The sequence below is a fragment of the Bacillus sp. C1 genome (genome assembly GCF_054570475.1).
In genome coordinates, this window is record NZ_JBTMZT010000009.1 from 120,972 (window position 1) to 139,660 (window position 18,689).

Consider the following 18,689-nt stretch of genomic DNA (forward strand, 5'->3'; position numbering starts at 1 on the left):
TCATTGTGCATTTATATATAACAGCAATTTTATTGATTCACAGTCTTTCATTTCTTTCTGTATCCTATTTCGTTTATAATAAAGATAAGAATGTAGTAAAGAAAGGAGGTTGTCGGGTGTGGTATATTTAAACGACAAACTCAGCGAAACAAAAGTGTTTAAAGACCCAGTACATAAATATGTGCACGTACGTGATCGCGTAATTTGGGATTTAATCGGAACGAAGGAATTTCAACGTTTACGCCGTATTAAGCAACTTGGAACAACATTTTTTACATTTCACGGTGCAGAACATAGTCGCTTTACTCATTCATTAGGTGTATATGAGATTATTCGTCGTATGATTGATGATGTGTTTGATGGCAGGCCAAATTGGAATGCAGAAGATAGATTATTATGTTTATGTGCAGCTCTCTTGCATGATGTTGGACATGGTCCGTTCTCACATTCTTTTGAAAAAGTTTTTTCATTAGATCATGAGAAGTTCACACAAAAAATTATTGTTGGTAACACGGAAATTAATGATGTACTCAGCCGTGTAGACCGAGAGTTTCCGCAAAAAGTAGCAGATGTTATTGCAAAAACGTCTGATAATAAATTAGCGATTAGTATGATTTCTAGCCAAATTGATGCTGATCGTATGGATTATTTATTAAGAGATGCCTATTTTACTGGTGTGAAGTACGGGAATTTCGATATGGAACGTATACTGCGTGTGATGCGTCCATATGGAGATCAAGTCGTAATTAAAAATAGCGGTATGCATGCTGTTGAGCATTATATTATGAGTCGCTATCAAATGTATTGGCAAGTGTATTTTCATCCAGTAACGCGCAGTGCGGAAGTTATTTTAACAAAGATTTTACATCGTGCAAAAACATTACATGAGGAATATTATGCATTTAAATACCATCCTACTCACTTCTATTCTTTATTTGAAGAAGAAGTAACGGTAGAGGATTATTTAAAGCTAGATGAGAACGTAATGTATTACTACTTCCAAGTATGGCAGGAGGAAGATGACCAAATCTTAAGTGACTTATGTCGCCGCTTTATGAACCGTAATCTCTTTAAATATGTAGAATTTACAGAGAATCATGGTTTAGATAATTGGATGGAATTAAGTCGTTTATTTAAAAAGATTGGACTCGATCCAGAATATTACTTAGTTGTTGATTCAACATCGGACTTGCCATATGACTTTTATCGTGCTGGAGAAGAAGAAGAGCGACTTCCAATTTTACTTCTTATGCCAAATGGAGATCTCAGAGAACTTTCGCGTGAATCTGATATTGTAGAAGCGATTACTGGTAAGAAGAGAAGGGATCAAAAGCTTTTCTATCCGCATGACTTAATCTATGAAGATGGAAAAAAAGGAAAATATAAAGAAAAAATTATTGAGTTATTAGAAGGGAAAAATAAGAAGCAGTCGTAGGGCTGCTTCTTACTGAAAGAAATTTGAAATTATTTGTCACTTAAGCGTTTTCCACCAACTGCATAATGGTTTTTAGACATTTCTTCAATGAAAACAACGATGTTTTCTTCTGGAGCACCAGTTGTTTCGCTTACTGCTGCAGTTACTTTCTCAGCAAGAGCTTTCTTTTGTTCTTCTGTGCGTCCTTCTAGCATTTTCACTGTTACGTATGGCATGTACAATCGCTCCTTTTATGTAAGTTACAATCTTATTATAACGGATTATGGCGAGGAACAATCGGAAAAACAAATATTTTCTTTTTTGACATAAAGAAGAGGAGATGAACCATGGATCAATTATTTAGGTATCCACTGCATCAAATACCACTAGTAGCAATGGCCATAATTATTGCACTGTCTGTACATGAATTTGCCCATGCGTATGTTGCATATAAGTTTGGAGATGACACAGCAAAAAGACAAGGGCGTTTAACGCTATCGCCAATGTCGCATTTAGATCCGATTGGGCTGATTGCGGTGTTAATTCTTGGATTTGGTTGGGCACGTCCAGTACCTGTTAATCCGTACAACTTTAAAAAACCGCGCCTTGCTGGTGTGCTCGTGTCGATTGCAGGACCGATTAGTAACCTTATTTTAAGTGCTATAGGCTTAATTATTTGGTACAGCTTGATAAGATTTGGAGTACTAAATGCCATTCCGTTTGCAGTGGCAGATACATTACGTCAATTCTTTCAAATTTTTATTACTCTTAATATTGTTCTACTTGTTTTCAACTTATTACCGATTCCGCCGCTGGATGGATATCGTGTCATTGAAGATTTGGCACCGGCAAATATTCGTGCAAAAATGACGCAATATGAGAAGTATGGATCAATTGTTTTATTGATTCTTGTTATTACACCGCTTGATCGCTATACAATTCAGCCGATTTTCGGAGTGGTAATCCCGTACGTACTAGGATTCTTAGAGAGTATAATTGCACCTATATTTGGTCTTATATAGTAAATGAGTGAGGAGGATTTACATATGACAGAGAAAAAGAAAAAGATTGGTTTTAATATTGTGAAGAACGACTCAACAGATGGCCATGGTGGCTTTGGTGTTGGAGCGCTGAGCTTAGAAAATATTTCACCTATTTTTGTAGATGTAACAGAGCAATCGGCCTTTGTTGACATTGGAGCGATGCATGCACGTAGTACTGTGGAAAAAGGAATTAAGTTTTTAACGAATAAAGATGAAGTTCCAAACGGAAAACCATATTGGCTTGTTTGGGTAACAATTGAAAGAACGCTAAAAGGGGCTTATTATGCAGGGGTAACAGCTTGTGAAATGACAGTTGACCGTGAAATTCGCCGTGGTTATAAATCACTTCCAGAGCACGTAAATAAAATGGATAAGTCGTTAAAACGCCACATCATGGTTGACCATATGGACGAACCATCGAAAAAGGTACTTGGAACATTTTTGAAAGAGCACAATGAAGCAATTTGGAATGAATCTAGCGAAGAATTGCGTCACGCTTTATTAGGAGAATAAAATTTTTAAGGCTACTAGAAGAATTCCTAGTAGCCTTTGCTATTTTGCTGGTAGGTCATATATTGTGGAAGCACCGATATATTGGACTTACCATGGAAAATATCTTTTCCACCAGCTTTCTTTTTTCTTTTCTTTACTAGCCTTCTCAAATTCCTCTTTGTCATCAACATGATCCATACAGTATTCAGTCGGTTCGGTCCCTTTTGCAAAATACATTTTCACAGAAACTGGGCAGCCTTTCGTTGCAATTTTCCCATTTTCGGGATTGATATTTACAGCGACAACGTCACTTGGTTGTTTGAAATCTTTTTTAGGCTGACCGTCTAGTCCGTTTTCCATTGCAAGAGCCCAAATTTTCTTGGCGTAGCTTTGTTCAGCTGGATTAGAAATAGATTTAGGCTGGTCGTATCCTACCCAAACACCGGTTACAATTTGTGGTGTGAAGCCAATCATCCAGCTATCTGTTTCTGTGGAACCAGATTTTCCTGCATAGGTGCGAGATAGTTTTGGAAGAATGGAGTTTCCTGTAACAGAGGCATACCCGCTCAATTTTTGATTGAACATACCTGTCATCATCTCCTCCATTACAAACGTATTGTTTTTATCGAGCACCTGTTTACTTTCTAAATGCGCATCATATAAAATGTTTCCTTCGTTATCGACAACACGGCGAATAAAGGTTGGTTTTATTTCTTTTCCACCGTTAGCGAACATGCTGTAGGCACTCACCATCTCAATTGGCTTTACAGGGGAAGTACCAAGTGCAAGGGATGGTACGTCTTTTAGTGAACTTGTGATACCAAACTGTTTAGCGGTTTTTGTAAGAGAGTCTTCTCCTAAAAATAAATGTGTTTTCACAGCATATACGTTATCTGATACGGCAAGGGCTTGTGCCATCGTTACAAAATCATCAGCATAGTAGTTTTTATAATTTTTCGGTTTATATTTAGAAACACCATCACCTAATGTAAATACAGTATATTCGCTTTTTAAGCGTGTTGCTGGTGTAAATCCCTTTTCAAGTGCAGCGTAATAGAGAAACGGCTTAAAGGTGGATCCTGGCTGGCGGGATGCTTGAATCGCTCGGTTAAATTGACTCTCCTTATAATCTGTTCCACCTACAAGAGCTGCTACTTCTCCTGTTTTCGGATTCATTGAGACAAGAGCGGTTTGTATAGAGGTCGTGTCTGGGATCGTATCTTTTACAGCTTGCTCTGCTACTGTTTGTAATTTTGGATCTAGTGTAGTGTAAATACGAAGCCCACCGCGGTGCACTGTTTGTTCATCTAATCCAACGTCATAAAGAAGAGAGTGTTGCACAGCGTCTTGGAAATAAGGTGCTATTTCTACGACTTCTTTCGTTTCCAATGAAGCAAATATAAGTTTTTCTTTTTTTGCAGAGGATGCTTGTTTTTTTGTAATGTAGCCTTGTTCTACCATTTCATCTAAAATAATGGACTGCCTTTTTTGGGCCCGTTCTTCCTTTAAGTAGGGAGAGTATACGCTAGGTCCTTTTGGAATACCAGCTAACATACTAGCCTCTGCTAACGTTAAGTCATTAGCAGATTTATTAAAGTAAAGACGGGAAGCGGCTTCAATACCGTAAGCACCGTGTCCGTAATAAATGGTATTTAAATACCCTTCTAAAATATGATTCTTGCTGTAATTAACTTCAAGGCGAATCGTATACATTGCTTCTAATGCTTTTCGTTTCCAAGTCTTATCATGATCTAAATATAGATTGCGGGCGTATTGCTGTGTAATCGTGCTAGCACCTTGAACTTTTGCCATTGCTTTTATATCGGCAATGATTGCGCCGGCAATTCGTTTTATATCAAAGCCATGGTGATCATAGAAACGTTGGTCTTCAATAGAAAGTGTTGCTTCTCTAACATAAGGAGAGATTTGATTAAGAGATACGTTATGGCGCTTTTGCATCCCGTTGCTTTGTCCCATTACAGTATCATCATTCGCATAAAAGGTGCTTGTTTGCGGAACAGCAATGGGTGGCGGTCCCATAATCCTTGCAGCGATGATGACAAGAAAAAACAAAAAAACAAAAAAAAGGACGCATGCAAAAAGTGCGGTGAAGAAAAGACGTTTATATTTTTTAAGTTTTAAATTTACAGTGTGATCCATCTTTTTTCATCCCCTTATCATATGCTTTTACTAGTATTGAGGTTTTTTTCACATTTTAAACACAAAACGAAAAAGAGCTCCTTTCTTAAGAAAGGAGCTCAAAAGCACGCATAGGCCAATCTGTAATAATAACATCTACGCCATAATCGATCATAGTTTGTAAATCTTTATATTCATTGATGGTATAAGGGCGGAATACATAACCTTGCTGCTTTGCAGTTTGGACAAATTCCTTTGTTAGTAACTGGAAATTAGGGTGTAATCCGGTGGCCTCTCTCTTTTTTGCTTCAGCAATTGGATTAGCAATCGGTTCATCATATAAAATGGCTCTCGGAATTTCAGGAGCAAGTTCTGCAAGTAAGGAAACAGAATCATGATTAAACGATGAGAATATAATTTGATTAGAAAGATGATATTCACGAACAAGGTCAACAACCTTCTCCTCGATATTTGGATAGTGAATCACATCTGTTTTTAATTCAATATTTAACTGTAAAGTTGTTGTAGATAACCAAATGAATACTTCACGTAAGGTAGGAATCTTTGCTTCGTGAAAAGAGGGATTTTTATGGCTACCGGCATCAAGCGTTTGTAATTCTGTTACTGTCTTCTCAGAGACTAGTCCAATTCCATTTGTCGTGCGATCCACAGTTTCATCGTGAATCACAACAAGCTCACCATCTTTTGAAAGATGAACATCAAGTTCAATGCCATGAGCACCAACACGCTCCGCTTCTTGGAAAGCGATCATTGTATTCTCTGGATGTGTACCTTTAACCCCGCGATGGGCAAAAATAAGTGGTTGTTTCATCTGAAAATCTCCTTAATGATTTCATTTCTTTTATTATGAAACTGCAATGAAAAAAATACAATCTATATACCAAACATTTACAAAATCATAACAGTTGCATAAAAGTTAACGTTAACGTAAAATGTAATAACGTGATGGAAGGAGGAATATACATGTATAAGATTGATGAAGTAACAAAGCAAATTGGGTTAACAAAACGTACGCTTCGTTATTATGAGGAAATTGGTTTAATTCATCCGCCGGAGCGTAGTGAAGGAAATATTCGCCTTTATACGGATGAGGATATTGCACGTATTAAAAAGATTGTAGAAGCGAAAGAAGTATTAGGAATCACCCTTCAAGAAATGCAGCATTTTTTATCATTAAAAGAGCGCATGGAGCAAAGACGAAATAGCGACAATCCACGTGACCGTGCAGTGATCGAAGAAATTAAGGGTATGCTTGAAAATCAAGTACAAACGTTAGATACAAAAATGAAACAAATGGAGCGCGTAAAAGCAGAGTTAGAGAATAGTTTAGAGCGCGCCACTATATTTTTGGAAGAAACAAAAGGAGAGTAATGAACATGGAGAGTAAACAAAAATTTGGGAGATTGGTTACAGTATTAGCTACTTTCCTTGCCTTCTCCGGTATTGGAGTCGTTGATCCTATTTTACCCATTATTGCTGAGAAGATAGGGGCCACACATTGGCAAGTGGAAATGTTATTTACAGCATATATTTTAACGATGGCGATTATGATGTTGCCAGCCGGTTTATTTGCAGCCCGTTTTGGTGATAAGAGAATGATGACGATCGGTCTTGCAATTGTAACTGTATTTGCTTTTATATGCGGTGTATCACAAACGATTGCACAATTATCTTTGTTCCGTGCTGGATGGGGACTAGGTAATGCGATGTTCTTCGCAACGGCGATGACATTATTAATTGCGCTTAGTAAAGAAGTACATGAAGCGGTCGGTTTATATGAAGCGGCAATCGGTTTAGGAATGGCCGGTGGTCCTTTATTAGGTGGTTTACTAGGCGGACATTCTTGGCGTTATCCATTTTTCGCGACAAGTCTTTTAATTTTATTAGCATTTATTCTTGTTTTCTTTTTTGTAAAAGAACCGGAGCGAAAAGTACAGCGTAAGGCAGCTGGTGTCGGGGAATTACTTAACCTTATTAAATATAAGCCGTTTATGCAAGGTGCGATCTCAGGCATGTTATATTATTACGGATTTTTCGTCGTATTAGCATATTCACCACTTATTATGCATTTATCGGCAATTCAGCTTGGTTTTGTATTTTGCGGCTGGGGACTGGCATTAGCGTACGGTTCTGCGATATTAGCGCATAAATTAGAAGGTAAATATGAGCCAAAAGCATTGCTGCGTGTTAGTTTATTTGTATTTGCAATTCTGTTAATTGCATTATTCCTTGTGAATGTGATGTGGTTACAAATTGTGCTTATTGTTTTATCAGGATTAGCATCTGGATTAAATAATGCTTTATATACAAGTTATGTCATGGATATTTCACCTTATGAAAGATCTATTACGTCTGGTGTATACAATTTTGTTCGTTGGCTTGGTGGGGCAATTGCACCTATTTTATCAGGAATTATCGGCCATGCGATTTCGCCGCAAAGTCCATTTTTAGTGGGAGGAATTGTTGTATTGGTTGGTTGTGTGATGATTTTGATTCCTGTTCGGGAAGGTTCTAAATCAGAATCAAAAACCCTTTCATAATCAGCTTGTTGGGAAACAGGAGCTAGGAGGCTCCTGTTTTTTTGACGTTTTTTTTGTTGGCTAGTTGATATCCTTTGGCGAATCGCCGATATATTATGAACAATGGTAGATATATTTGAAAAATCGCTGATAAAATTTTATTCACGATTTTATACGAAAGGGTTTTCTTTGTTGTTAAATATAGTGCTTTTGTAATTTGCGAACAAAAACATTTTACTAAAATATATTTTCGGTATTTTTGTACTTTTAACTATACATTTTGTATGTTTTGTTTTATTTTTGTTAGGGGACAGTAATGATGTCCCTATTATAAATTTGCAGCGAAAGGCGTGATTGTACGATGGAACTATGGTTCACTGAAAAACAAACAAAACATTTTGGAATTACGGCGCGTATTAACCGCACATTACATACGGAGCAAACAGAATTTCAAAAGCTTGATATGGTTGAAACTGAAGAATTCGGAAACATGCTTATTTTAGACGGCATGGTTATGACAACAGAAAAGGACGAGTTTGTTTATCACGAAATGGTAGCACACGTACCTTTATTTACACATCCAAACCCTGAGAACGTATTAGTTGTTGGCGGCGGCGATGGCGGTGTAATCCGTGAAGTATTAAAGCATCCAAGCGTAAAGAAAGCAACGCTTGTTGAAATTGACGGGAAAGTAATTGAGTACTCAAAACAATACTTACCAACCATTGCAGGCGCGTTAGATAATGAGCGCGTTGAAGTGAAAGTAGGAGACGGTTTCCTACACATTGCAGAAAGTGAAAATGAATATGATGTAATCATGGTTGACTCTACAGAGCCAGTAGGACCAGCAGTAAACCTATTTACAAAAGGATTCTATGCTGGAATTTCAAAAGCATTAAAAGAAGATGGTATTTTCGTTGCGCAAACGGACAACCCTTGGTTCACACCAGAATTAATTACAACTGTGTTTAAAGACGTAAAAGAAATCTTCCCAATTACACGTCTATACACAGCAAACATTCCAACATACCCAAGTGGACTTTGGACATTCACAATTGGATCTAAACAACATGATCCACTAGAAGTAAGCGAAGAGCGTTTCCACGACATCGAAACGAAATATTACACAAAAGAACTGCATAAAGCAGCATTCGCATTACCGAAATTTGTTGGAGATCTGATTAAGTAATAAAAGCAGGAGCGGCTCATTCTAGTCGCTGGAGCTAGATAAAAGAAAAGTGTAAGTAGCTCATTTAAGGTGTACGTCTGAAAAACTCGAACATGCTAGTTACTTACACTATTATAAATAAAATAATCTTCTTGTTGTGAAAAGAAGATTGAGGTAAATCGAGAAAGAGGAGTATAGTACTCCAAATTTGAGAAATAATGAAAGGTTGGGATACCTTAAGTTCCACATAAGGAGGAAAAGAATATGCGTTTTGATGAAGCTTATTCAGGTAAAGTATTTATTAAAAGTCATCCAAGTTTTGAAGAGTCAGAGGCCGTTATTTACGGGATGCCAATGGATTGGACAGTAAGCTACCGTCCAGGCTCTCGTTTTGGCCCTGCACGTATTCGTGAAGTATCGATTGGACTAGAAGAGTACAGTCCATATTTAGATCGTGAACTAGAAGAAGTAAAATATTTTGATGCTGGTGATATTCCACTTCCATTCGGGAATCCACAGCGCAGCATAGACATGATTGAAGAATATGTAACAAAACTATTAGATGCCGGTAAGTTTCCACTAGGTCTTGGTGGTGAGCACCTAGTGTCTTGGCCAATTTTTAAGGCAATGGCAAAAAAATATCCGGATTTAGCAATTATTCATATGGATGCTCATACTGATTTACGTGAGTCATATGAAGGAGAGCCTTTATCTCACTCTACACCAATTCGTAAAGTGTGCGATTTAATTGGTCCGGAAAACGTATATTCTTTCGGCATTCGTTCTGGAATGAAAGAAGAATTTGAGTGGGCAAAAGAAGTAGGCATGAATCTATACAAATTTGACGTATTAGAACCGTTAAAAGAAGTATTACCAAAGCTTGCGGGACGCCCAGTTTATGTCACAATTGATATCGATGTATTAGACCCGGCTCATGCTCCTGGAACAGGGACATTAGAAGCTGGTGGCATTACATCGAAAGAACTATTAGCTTCCATCGTAGCAATTGCAAATTCAGATATAAAAGTAGTTGGAGCAGATTTAGTAGAGGTAGCTCCAGTCTATGATCATAGTGATCAAACACCAATCGCAGCAAGCAAATTCGTGCGGGAAATGCTTCTTGGTTGGGTGAAATAAAAGCGGAGGCAGCTTGCTCAGAATCGCAGGTCATTGGAGCACTCGACTGAGAAGCGCTTTTTGCTTCGATCGAGAGTGTGAAATGGCCGGAGATTCTAGCTGCCGTAGCTGGATAAAGTAAAAGCGGAAGCGGCTCGTTCAGAATGGGAGGGGGATGGAGCTTCAGACGTAGAGGCGATTTTTGCCTCACAGGAAGAAGCGAAGCCACCGAGCATTCTAGCCGCTGTAGCTGGATAAAATAAAAGCGAAGCCAATTTAAGGCATGGATATCGCGAAAAGGGGTTAGTTCCCACTAGTTGGAACTAACCCCTTTTTCTTATGCAACTTTTTCTTCGGAAGCGATTCCGCGAATTTCATCAGCGGAACGAATTGGATACTTGCGAAAAATAATCGTTCCTATATAGCCGATAATTGTGGTAACGATTCCGCATAATATAGCTGCAATCGTTACTTTTATTACATCGTTGAATCCAAAGAGAACAAGGAGTCCTGGAATTGGTGATGCTGTACCAGGTGCGTTGTTTACGAGTTGGAATAGGGATGTAATAATACCAGCAAGTGCACCGCCAACAAAGTTTGTTGTATAAATTGGAATTGGATTTGCAGCTACGATATCAGCTTGTGTTAATGGCTCAATGGCCACAGCAATTGTATCTTTCTTTGAACAAATCTTTAGACGTTTAAAGAAAATAAAGTTCATTGGTGCAGATGCTGCGACTGCAAGACTGCCAATGGCCATGGGTAAGCCAGTTAATCCTAGCATAGCAGTTAGTGCCATGGAGCTTAATGGAGATGTAGAGATAACAGTGATGAGTCCGCCGAGCATAATCCCCATAACAATCGGGCTTTCTGTAGTTGCGCTTGAAATAATAGAGCCGATTTTCCCGAGCGTTGCATTTACAACGGGATCCATGAGCATGGCCATTCCACGTGAAAGTGGTGCAGCAATGAATAAGATTGCTAAAAATTCTACGCCAGCAGGTAATTTCTTTTCGAGAAATTTCACGACAAAAGCACATACATATCCAGCGAAAAACCCCGGTAAAATACCAAATCCGCTAGTAGCAATACCGATTAAAACAGCATATACGGGAGAGACGCCAATTGCGAGTGCAACTAAAATAGCAGCTGCAACCCCGCTCATACTACCGGAAGCCTGTCCGACTGATTGTAAAAAGCTGTTGTGAAACATTTCTCCACCGATATAACGGTGAAACGCCTCAATAAGAAAGCTCGCGATTGCAGCGTTAGCTAGGGCGCCCATCGCCTTCATTCCGTAAGGAGCGCGGTAGCTAAACAGTGTGAAAAGAAAAAGTACAACGAGTAGTAGTGCTAAACCTTGCAACATAGCCATTTGAAAAAAGTCTCCTTTTTGATTTTGTTTATGAAAATTTGTATTATTCAATGATAGTACAAAATGTATGTAAACGGAAAATTTTTTCATTAGGAAAAATACTACAAATATTTTTCCTTACAAGAGTGTAAGGAAAGTGTAATACACTTCAATAGTGTATAGTATATCCATTCCATATAATAAAGATATAAATATGAGACCGACAAGAAGAATACACAATCAGGAGGAACTATATGAAATTAGTAATAAAGGTTTTAGTTGTATTTTCCATTATTTTGGGAGGTACAGTTTATTATTTGCAATCAAAAACAGAAGGTGTAGGGGCATTTGTCGATAACTTCTTTTTAAATAAAGAAATCCAAGATTATTATGCAGTTATAAATAATGGGGAGAAAATGGGAGATGAGTATTTATACACATTAAAAGGATACACAGAAACTGGAAAGCAACAAACGATTAAAAAGATGGTGAATCGTTCGCTTCAATCAGGAACATTTATTAAGATTTATGCGAAAGGGATGAAGGGGCAAAGCTTTGCTGAAATTCCAAAAGAGGCGATTCCAGAAAAGGCATTACAACAATTACAAAAAGAGTAAAAGGAGCAAATCAAATGATTCGCTCCTTTTTCAGTGCGTTAAAAGTGTGATGGATGTTTTTGTTTGATTCGATGTAACCTGTACACGCCCACCAATAGGGAAAGTAAAGATTGGGGTTGTATGACCAAAGTTAGCATTTGCAATGATAGGAATATGGGAAAGTTCTTGTTTTGAATAAATCATCTCTTGGATATCCTCGATAACAGCTCCAGACTCTTTTTGTAGTCGCCCAATTACAATGCCTTTGACATGTTCAAAATCTGGTTGTTGGATGAGAGAGTGTAAGTAACGATCAAAAGTTTTAATGGTAGCTTTTCCTGTGAGAGCATCTTCTTCTAAAAATAATATTTTATCTCGTAAGCTTGGCATATATGCTGTGCCTTGTAGTAAATTAAAGGTGCTCATATTGCCACCAATAATTTCTCCAATAGCTTCACCTTCATTTAAGGAAACATAGCCTTCGTTTTGAAAGAAAGTTCGATTTTCTTGATCCAAGTACCAAGAATCATCGCTCCACATTTCAGTCGGTTGTATTTCTATCGGTTCTTCGGCAGTTATGCATTTTAAAAAATAATCGACTGTATAATCCAGTCCTTTTTCCATTCCGAATGAAGAAAAATGAGGACCTGAGTATGTAATAAGACCAGTTTTTGCGTAAATTGCATTACTTAAAGCGGTAATATCAGAGTAACCGCAAAGAATCTTTGGGTTATTTTGAATGAGTTCATAGTTGATATGACGAAGCATTCCGTTAGAATTATATCCGCCAAGTGTCGTTAAAATTGCTGTTACATTTTGATCGGAAAAAGCCTCATGAAGATCTTGGACTCGAGAAGAAACAGAAGAAGAAGAGAAGCGATCCATTTCTTCAGCATTTTTTGAAAAGGTAACGTGAAAACCCATGTTCTTTAGTTTTTTAATAGCGAGATTTCGGTTGTAACTTGAAACAATACTTAAACTAGAAGACGGTGAAATAACTCGAATTTCATCTCCCTTTTTTAACTTTGGTGGTATCATTTACAACATCCCCTTTTATAATGATGGAAAATTTAGATTTAAAAGATATTTTATCATAAGAGAGAGATCTTTATAAAATGTTTTTTGACATAGAGTTTTCCTGATTTTTCAGCAGACAGACAGAGGCTTTTTTTGATATGATAGGAAAAGTGATTTATTATAAAGTTTATTTCATATCTATAATATGTTGAGAGGTGTGCAAGACGTGGAGAAACAACTTGCAGGCTTGCCGGTACACGTTCATTTCGTAACAGAAATCCGTGAAGGGGCACGAAAGGAAACTATTGCTTTTGACGCAAATGGTCAATACTATGTAAAAGGTCAAAGTACATACGTAACGTTTCAAGAGCCGAACGAACAAGGCGAAGTGAAGACGATTATTAAAATTCAAGGTGAACAAGTTCTCATTATGCGTTCAGGTGCTGTTTCGATGCGTCAGACGCATGCGAAAGGTGAATGGACAACTGGTACGTATACGAGTGAACTTGGTACGTTTGCATTGCAAACAAAAACGGACAATGTTCTTTTTAAATGGTCGGACGAGAAGAAAAAAGGACAACTCTTTTTAACGTACGCATTGCTTCTCAGTGAACAAGAAGCTGGCCGATATACAATTACGATTAATTTGAAGGAGGCAAAATAATGAACTCTTTAGAACAAGTAAAAGAATCCATTAAAGAAGAAATTAAAGCTGCCGTATTAAAAGCTGGATTAGCAACAGAAGAACAAATTCCAAACGTTGTATTAGAATCTCCAAAAGATAAAACACATGGTGACTTCTCTACAAATATGGCGATGCAACTTGCACGTGTTGCGAAAAAAGCACCTCGTATGATTGCAGAAGAGGTAATTGCAAACTTTGATAAAGCAAAAGCTTCTATTGAAAAGATTGAAATTGCTGGTCCTGGTTTTATTAACTTTTATATGGATAACAGCTACTTAACAGACTTAATCCCAGTAATTGTTAAAGCTGGTGACGCTTACGGTGAAACAAACACTGGTAAAGGTGAAAAAGTACAAATTGAGTTTGTATCTGCAAATCCAACAGGTGATCTTCACTTAGGGCATGCACGTGGTGCAGCAGTAGGTGACACATTATGTAACGTATTAGCAAAAGCAGGCTATGATGTATCTCGCGAATACTACATTAACGATGCAGGTAACCAAATTCATAACTTAGCTCTTTCTGTTGAAGCTCGTTATATGCAAGCGTTAGGTTTAGAAAAAGAAATGCCAGAAGATGGTTACCACGGTGCAGATATTATCGGTATCGGTCAACGTTTAGCTGAAGAATTCGGCGATCGTTATGCAAAAGCTGATGCGAAAGAAAGCTATGAATTCTACCGTGAGTATGGTTTGAAATATGAATTAGCAAAACTTCAAAAAGACTTAGAAAGCTTCCGCGTTAAATTTGATGTATGGTTCTCTGAAACATCACTATACAAAAATGGAAAAATTGATCAGGCTCTTGCAGTATTAAAAGAACGTGATGAAATCTTTGAAGAGGATGGAGCAACTTGGTTCCGTTCTATGACTTACGGCGATGATAAAAACCGCGTATTAATTAAAAACGATGGTTCTTACACATACTTAACACCAGATATCGCGTACCACCGTGATAAATTAGAGCGTGGATTTGATAAATTAATCAACATTTGGGGTGCTGACCACCACGGTTACATTCCACGTATGAAAGCGGCGATTCAAGCGCTTGGTTACGATAAAGATACGCTTGAAGTAGAAATCATCCAAATGGTACAACTATACCAAAACGGTGAAAAAATGAAAATGAGCAAACGTACAGGTAAAGCTGTTACACTTCGTGAGCTTATGGAAGAAGTAGGCCTGGACGCAATGCGTTACTTCTTTGCGATGCGTAGTAGTGATTCTCATTTAGACTTCGATATGGACTTAGCGGTATCAAAATCTAACGAAAACCCTGTTTACTATGCACAATATGCGCATGCACGTGTATGCAGCATTCTTCGTCAAGGCGAAGAGCTTGGGTTAACTGCAGGTGGAGATGTAAACTACAAACTGGTTGCTTCTGAAAAAGAAGTAGACTTACTGAAAAAACTTGGTGAATTCCCAGCAGTAGTTGCAGATGCAGCACAAAAACGTCTGCCACACCGACTTACAAGTTATGCATTTGAATTAGCAGCAGCGCTTCATAGTTTCTACAATGCAGAAAAAGTATTAAACCAAGATAACTTAGCATTAAGTAAAGCTCGTTATGAGTTAATGCGTGCAGTACGCATCACACTTCAAAATGCATTAGCGTTAGTTGGTGTATCTGCGCCTGAGAAGATGTAATAGATAAAAGAAAAGATGCTTGTTTTTGTTTAGAAGTGATATACAATTTCATATAAAAACTAGTGCAAAAAAAGAGATGGCCAAGCTATCTCTTTTTTGTTCCTTCTATAAAATAAATGTGACAAATATGTGTTGTATTTATAAAAAGGAAATACAAAAAATCAATTAACTATTGATTTTTTGTAATAATTTTAGAATAATAGGTTGTCGGGGGTGAATTATCAAAAATCCATACATGTAGTGTTAGCGGATAAAATGTTGTCAAGTCATGGTATGCTTGTTGCAAATGAATATTGTTACAGCTATTCCAAATCTTAAACTAACACTTTGTTTAAGTAATTGTTTTGAAAACTTCCAACCTAAGTCAAGGAACTAGGGGTTTTATACTTAAATTAGTATATATAGTCCAAATAAAGTTTTTATGGTTTTATAAAAATGTTGGAAGGATATAAATCTCTCGGTTTTGATATTATCATCATTTATATATAGATATCTTAATGTCCAAAAACAATGTTTTTCTAGAAAAGCCAACGCTTCTTAACTAGTAAGTGAAACGTATATAAGTTCATTTTAACTCTTCAATATAGCCATAAACCTATTAGGGAAAGTATTTTCTCGAAACTCAATTTATACACTCCAAAAATGAAAAGGCTGCATTTTATATTTTTGCATAATTCACATGAAATCAGTTGACAATCATATCCTATTCTATTTACTTCCAACATCGTTCTACTATATTCAAATTTGGAGAATATGACTTTCATTTTCATAAGTAAACAATATTTCATCCGAAGCATTTTTATCATATAGATAATGTCATCTTGAATCGCGATGATAGAAAACGTACCTTCAATAATATTCTTGCATAGTGCGAGTATTCTAGTAGCCTTCTTTAACTGGTAGGCTAAATTTGATTATGCGCTGTACGGAAACTTTTTATGTATTGAGCAGTTGTTTTGCAATGAATATCAAGAAGTTTTAAAAATGGTGCGGCATCATAAGATGAATGATTGTCATGAGTTCTATCGTGAATACTTTGTGAATTGTCTTATTCTAGTTTGAGGGTTGTTCAATGGTTTGTTCATGTGAATGTTTAAAGGAAGATGAATCATTTATATAAAAGTTAAACTTCAAGTTTCTAAGCACAATAGAATGGATGAAAAAAGAGAAAAAGATGATAATAGCAACCAAACATATGTAAGTACTTAACGGCATTGAATAATAGACTCTTTGTCACAGTATGTTTGTACCGGAATTTATCTACATTTAATTTTACAAGGAGGATACGATAAAATATGTATTTAAAAAGAGTCATTTCGATTTTTTCGATTATCATGATTTTTATGTTTACCATAGGTCAGAGTTTGTTACCTATCGTCGCAAATGCAGCAGAGGTAAATATAACAGGGTTTGTGGATAGTTTTCAGATTGCTAAAACAAATCTACAGACCACAGAACGGACTAAAGTAACTGTAAACTTCAGTGAAAAAGATGGAATTAGGCTGCAGCCTGGAGACACACTAACATTAACGCTGCCTCCAGAATTAAAAGGATTGGATAGAGAGTTTCCATTAAATGATTATGGTACTTGTAAAGTCACTGCAGGTACTGTGGTATGTACATTTAATGATAAAGTGAGTTCAGAGCAAAATATTAAAGGGTATTTAAACTTTTTCGTGGAAGCTGCTAATGTAGGAACGGATCAAAAGAAAGAGATTGAAACCAATTTCGGTACAAATGCAGATAAGCAATCTGTAACAATTACCGGCCCGAGCAGTGGTGGTGGTACAGATCCTGGAAAGCCACCGTTTTTTTATAAAACTGGTGATATGAACTCAGGTAAGGACAATGAAGTACGTTGGTTCTTGAATATAAACTTAAATAAAGAAGAGCTAAGTCGCGATATTGTTGTGACTGATAATTTACAAGAAGGTCAAACACTTAATAAGGATAGTTTCTATATAAATGTCGATGATTATCTAGGTCGTCGATCTTTAACGCTACAAGAGTTGGAAAAGCAACATTACGGAACGATTACCTTTACTGGTGACAAATCATTTAAAGTTGTGCTTTATAAGGATAAAGCACGTCTTGCCTCCTTTTCGATTGGTTATACAGCTACTATAACGGAAGCTGGAAAGAAGCAAGAGTTTTTTAAGAATGATTATACGATTGATTATCAAGTTTTTCACAAAGACCCAGTTAATGAATCGGGTAGTTACTCGGTCGAAAATATGACAGCTGGCGGTGGTGCAGAAGGTAACGAAGTTCCAAAAGGAATGCTAAAAATTGTTAAACATATTGAAGGAGATAAAGAAAAAGTACTCCCGAATGTCTCGTTTAAGTTGTATAAAGATGCGGGTGAACAAGTTGGAGATGTATATAAAACAAATGAAAAAGGGATAATTGAAATCTCTAATTTACAACCAGGCAAATATTATGTACAAGAGGTTTCAGCTCCAAACTATATCGATTTCGATTCTCAAGAAAAAATAAGTTTTGAAGTGAAATCAGGTACTGAAAATGGAGTTGAGTTGCCAATTTCAAATAAGGTGAAAACGACATCCATTGCAGGGACAAAAACGTGGAAAGGCGATAATGTGAAAGATCGTCCATCCATGATTAAAGTAGACTTACTTCGAAATGGTCAGGTCATCAACACAAAAGAAGTGAGTGAAGCAACAGGTTGGAAATATGAATTTAAAGATTTAGCGGCATACGATACAGACGGAAAAGCGTATAAATATGAAGTAAAAGAACAACCAGTAGAAGGATATCAAACAGAAATCAACGGTTATGACATTACGAATACAAAAGTGGTACAAACGACAAAAGTAGAAGGAACGAAGACGTGGAATGATAACAACGCAACAGATCGTCCTTCAACGATTAAAGTAGATTTACTACAAAATGGCAAAGTAATAGATACAAAAGAAGTAACAGCGGCAACAAATTGGAAGTACACATTTGAAAACCTTCAAGCAAACGATGCAGAAGGCAAGGCATACAAGTATGAGGTGAAAGAACAACCTGTAGGTGGATATCAATCCGAGGTAAAAGGTTATGACATCACGAATACAAAGGTAGGCCAAACGAAAGTAGAAGGAACGAAAACATGGAAGGATGATAACGCAACAGATCGTCCAGAAATGATCAAAGTAGACCTACTACAAAATGGCCAAGTGATTGCGACACAAGAAGTAAGTGAAGCAACAAATTGGAAATATGCGTTTACAGACTTAGCGGCATACGATGCAGAAGGAAAAGCATATAAGTATGAAGTGAAAGAACAGTCAGTAACTGGATATAAAACAGAAATCAAAGGCTACGATATTACAAACATAAAAGAAGGCCAAACAAAAGTAGAAGGAACGAAAACATGGAAAGACGAAAATGCGAAAGATCGTCCATCCATGATTAAAGTAGACTTACTACAAAATGGTAAAGTGATCGAAACGAAAGAAGTAAGCGCGGCG

At 37.0% G+C, this 18,689-nt stretch carries 16 protein-coding genes; 11 read left to right on the top strand and 5 right to left on the bottom strand.

From position 1 onward, the window contains the following. The first annotated feature begins 118 nt into the window (after positions 1-118). Positions 119-1,435: an HD domain-containing protein gene (locus tag ACX5JI_RS20460; protein WP_459502869.1), complete on the top strand. Its 1,317-nt coding sequence runs from the start codon at positions 119-121 to the stop codon at positions 1,433-1,435. Positions 1,436-1,464: 29 nt separating this feature from the next. Here the strand turns inward: ACX5JI_RS20460 and thmT are convergent, their stop codons facing one another. Next, positions 1,465-1,650, bottom strand: coding sequence for a 2-hydroxymuconate tautomerase (gene thmT / locus ACX5JI_RS20465; protein ID WP_001147171.1), 186 nt, complete (start codon positions 1,648-1,650; stop codon positions 1,465-1,467). Between the two features lie 111 nt (positions 1,651-1,761). Here thmT and ACX5JI_RS20470 point away from each other — a divergent pair, with 111 nt between their 5' ends. After that, on the top strand, positions 1,762-2,436 hold the full coding sequence (locus ACX5JI_RS20470; RefSeq protein ID WP_459502870.1) for a site-2 protease family protein: 675 nt from the start codon (positions 1,762-1,764) through the stop codon (positions 2,434-2,436). 24 nt (positions 2,437-2,460) lie between these two features. Further along, positions 2,461-2,970 (top strand): YwhD family protein, encoded by a 510-nt coding sequence (locus ACX5JI_RS20475; protein ID WP_459502871.1) that lies wholly within the window; start codon positions 2,461-2,463, stop codon positions 2,968-2,970. 87 nt (positions 2,971-3,057) lie between these two features. Here ACX5JI_RS20475 and ACX5JI_RS20480 read toward each other — a convergent pair whose 3' ends face one another. Both ACX5JI_RS20480 and ACX5JI_RS20485 read right to left on the bottom strand, forming a co-directional pair. Next, the gene (locus ACX5JI_RS20480) at positions 3,058-5,109 is read right to left on the bottom strand and encodes a transglycosylase domain-containing protein (RefSeq protein ID WP_459502872.1); all 2,052 of its coding nucleotides are present in this window, start codon (positions 5,107-5,109) and stop codon (positions 3,058-3,060) included. Between the two features lie 85 nt (positions 5,110-5,194). Next, positions 5,195-5,920, bottom strand: coding sequence for a glycerophosphodiester phosphodiesterase (locus ACX5JI_RS20485; RefSeq protein ID WP_459502873.1), 726 nt, complete (start codon positions 5,918-5,920; stop codon positions 5,195-5,197). A gap of 152 nt (positions 5,921-6,072) precedes the next feature. Here ACX5JI_RS20485 and ACX5JI_RS20490 point away from each other — a divergent pair, with 152 nt between their 5' ends. The 4 genes from ACX5JI_RS20490 (at position 6,073) to speB (ending at position 9,933) form a co-directional block, all read left to right on the top strand. Further along, positions 6,073-6,480: a MerR family transcriptional regulator gene (locus ACX5JI_RS20490; RefSeq protein ID WP_459502874.1), complete on the top strand. Its 408-nt coding sequence runs from the start codon at positions 6,073-6,075 to the stop codon at positions 6,478-6,480. A gap of 5 nt (positions 6,481-6,485) precedes the next feature. Continuing rightward, the gene (locus tag ACX5JI_RS20495) at positions 6,486-7,649 is read left to right on the top strand and encodes an MFS transporter (RefSeq protein ID WP_459502875.1); all 1,164 of its coding nucleotides are present in this window, start codon (positions 6,486-6,488) and stop codon (positions 7,647-7,649) included. A 340-nt stretch (positions 7,650-7,989) separates the two neighbouring features. After that, on the top strand, positions 7,990-8,817 hold the full coding sequence (speE, locus tag ACX5JI_RS20500) for a polyamine aminopropyltransferase (protein WP_459502876.1): 828 nt from the start codon (positions 7,990-7,992) through the stop codon (positions 8,815-8,817). 243 nt (positions 8,818-9,060) lie between these two features. Then, a complete protein-coding gene (speB, locus tag ACX5JI_RS20505) occupies positions 9,061-9,933 on the top strand; it encodes an agmatinase (protein WP_459502877.1) in 873 nt (290 codons plus the stop codon). A 316-nt stretch (positions 9,934-10,249) separates the two neighbouring features. Here speB and ACX5JI_RS20510 read toward each other — a convergent pair whose 3' ends face one another. Further along, the gene (locus ACX5JI_RS20510; protein WP_459502878.1) at positions 10,250-11,287 is read right to left on the bottom strand and encodes a PTS sugar transporter subunit IIC; all 1,038 of its coding nucleotides are present in this window, start codon (positions 11,285-11,287) and stop codon (positions 10,250-10,252) included. A 233-nt stretch (positions 11,288-11,520) separates the two neighbouring features. On the opposite strand from ACX5JI_RS20510, the gene ACX5JI_RS20515 reads away from it, so the two are divergent. Further along, positions 11,521-11,883, top strand: coding sequence for a YxeA family protein (locus tag ACX5JI_RS20515; protein WP_459502879.1), 363 nt, complete (start codon positions 11,521-11,523; stop codon positions 11,881-11,883). 30 nt (positions 11,884-11,913) lie between these two features. On the opposite strand, the gene ACX5JI_RS20520 is transcribed toward ACX5JI_RS20515, so the two are convergent. After that, the gene (locus tag ACX5JI_RS20520) at positions 11,914-12,900 is read right to left on the bottom strand and encodes a S66 family peptidase (protein ID WP_459502880.1); all 987 of its coding nucleotides are present in this window, start codon (positions 12,898-12,900) and stop codon (positions 11,914-11,916) included. Positions 12,901-13,105: 205 nt separating this feature from the next. On the opposite strand from ACX5JI_RS20520, the gene ACX5JI_RS20525 reads away from it, so the two are divergent. The 3 genes from ACX5JI_RS20525 to ACX5JI_RS20535 all read left to right on the top strand — a co-directional run. Then, a complete protein-coding gene (locus ACX5JI_RS20525; RefSeq protein ID WP_017153600.1) occupies positions 13,106-13,543 on the top strand; it encodes a YwiB family protein in 438 nt (145 codons plus the stop codon). Beyond that, positions 13,543-15,213 (top strand): arginine--tRNA ligase, encoded by a 1,671-nt coding sequence (argS, locus tag ACX5JI_RS20530; RefSeq protein WP_459502881.1) that lies wholly within the window; start codon positions 13,543-13,545, stop codon positions 15,211-15,213. Before ACX5JI_RS20525 ends, argS begins: the two co-directional genes overlap by 1 nt. 1,295 nt (positions 15,214-16,508) lie before the next feature. After that, on the top strand, positions 16,509-18,689 hold a 2,181-nt coding region (locus ACX5JI_RS20535; protein WP_459502882.1), incomplete at its 3' end, for a Cna B-type domain-containing protein.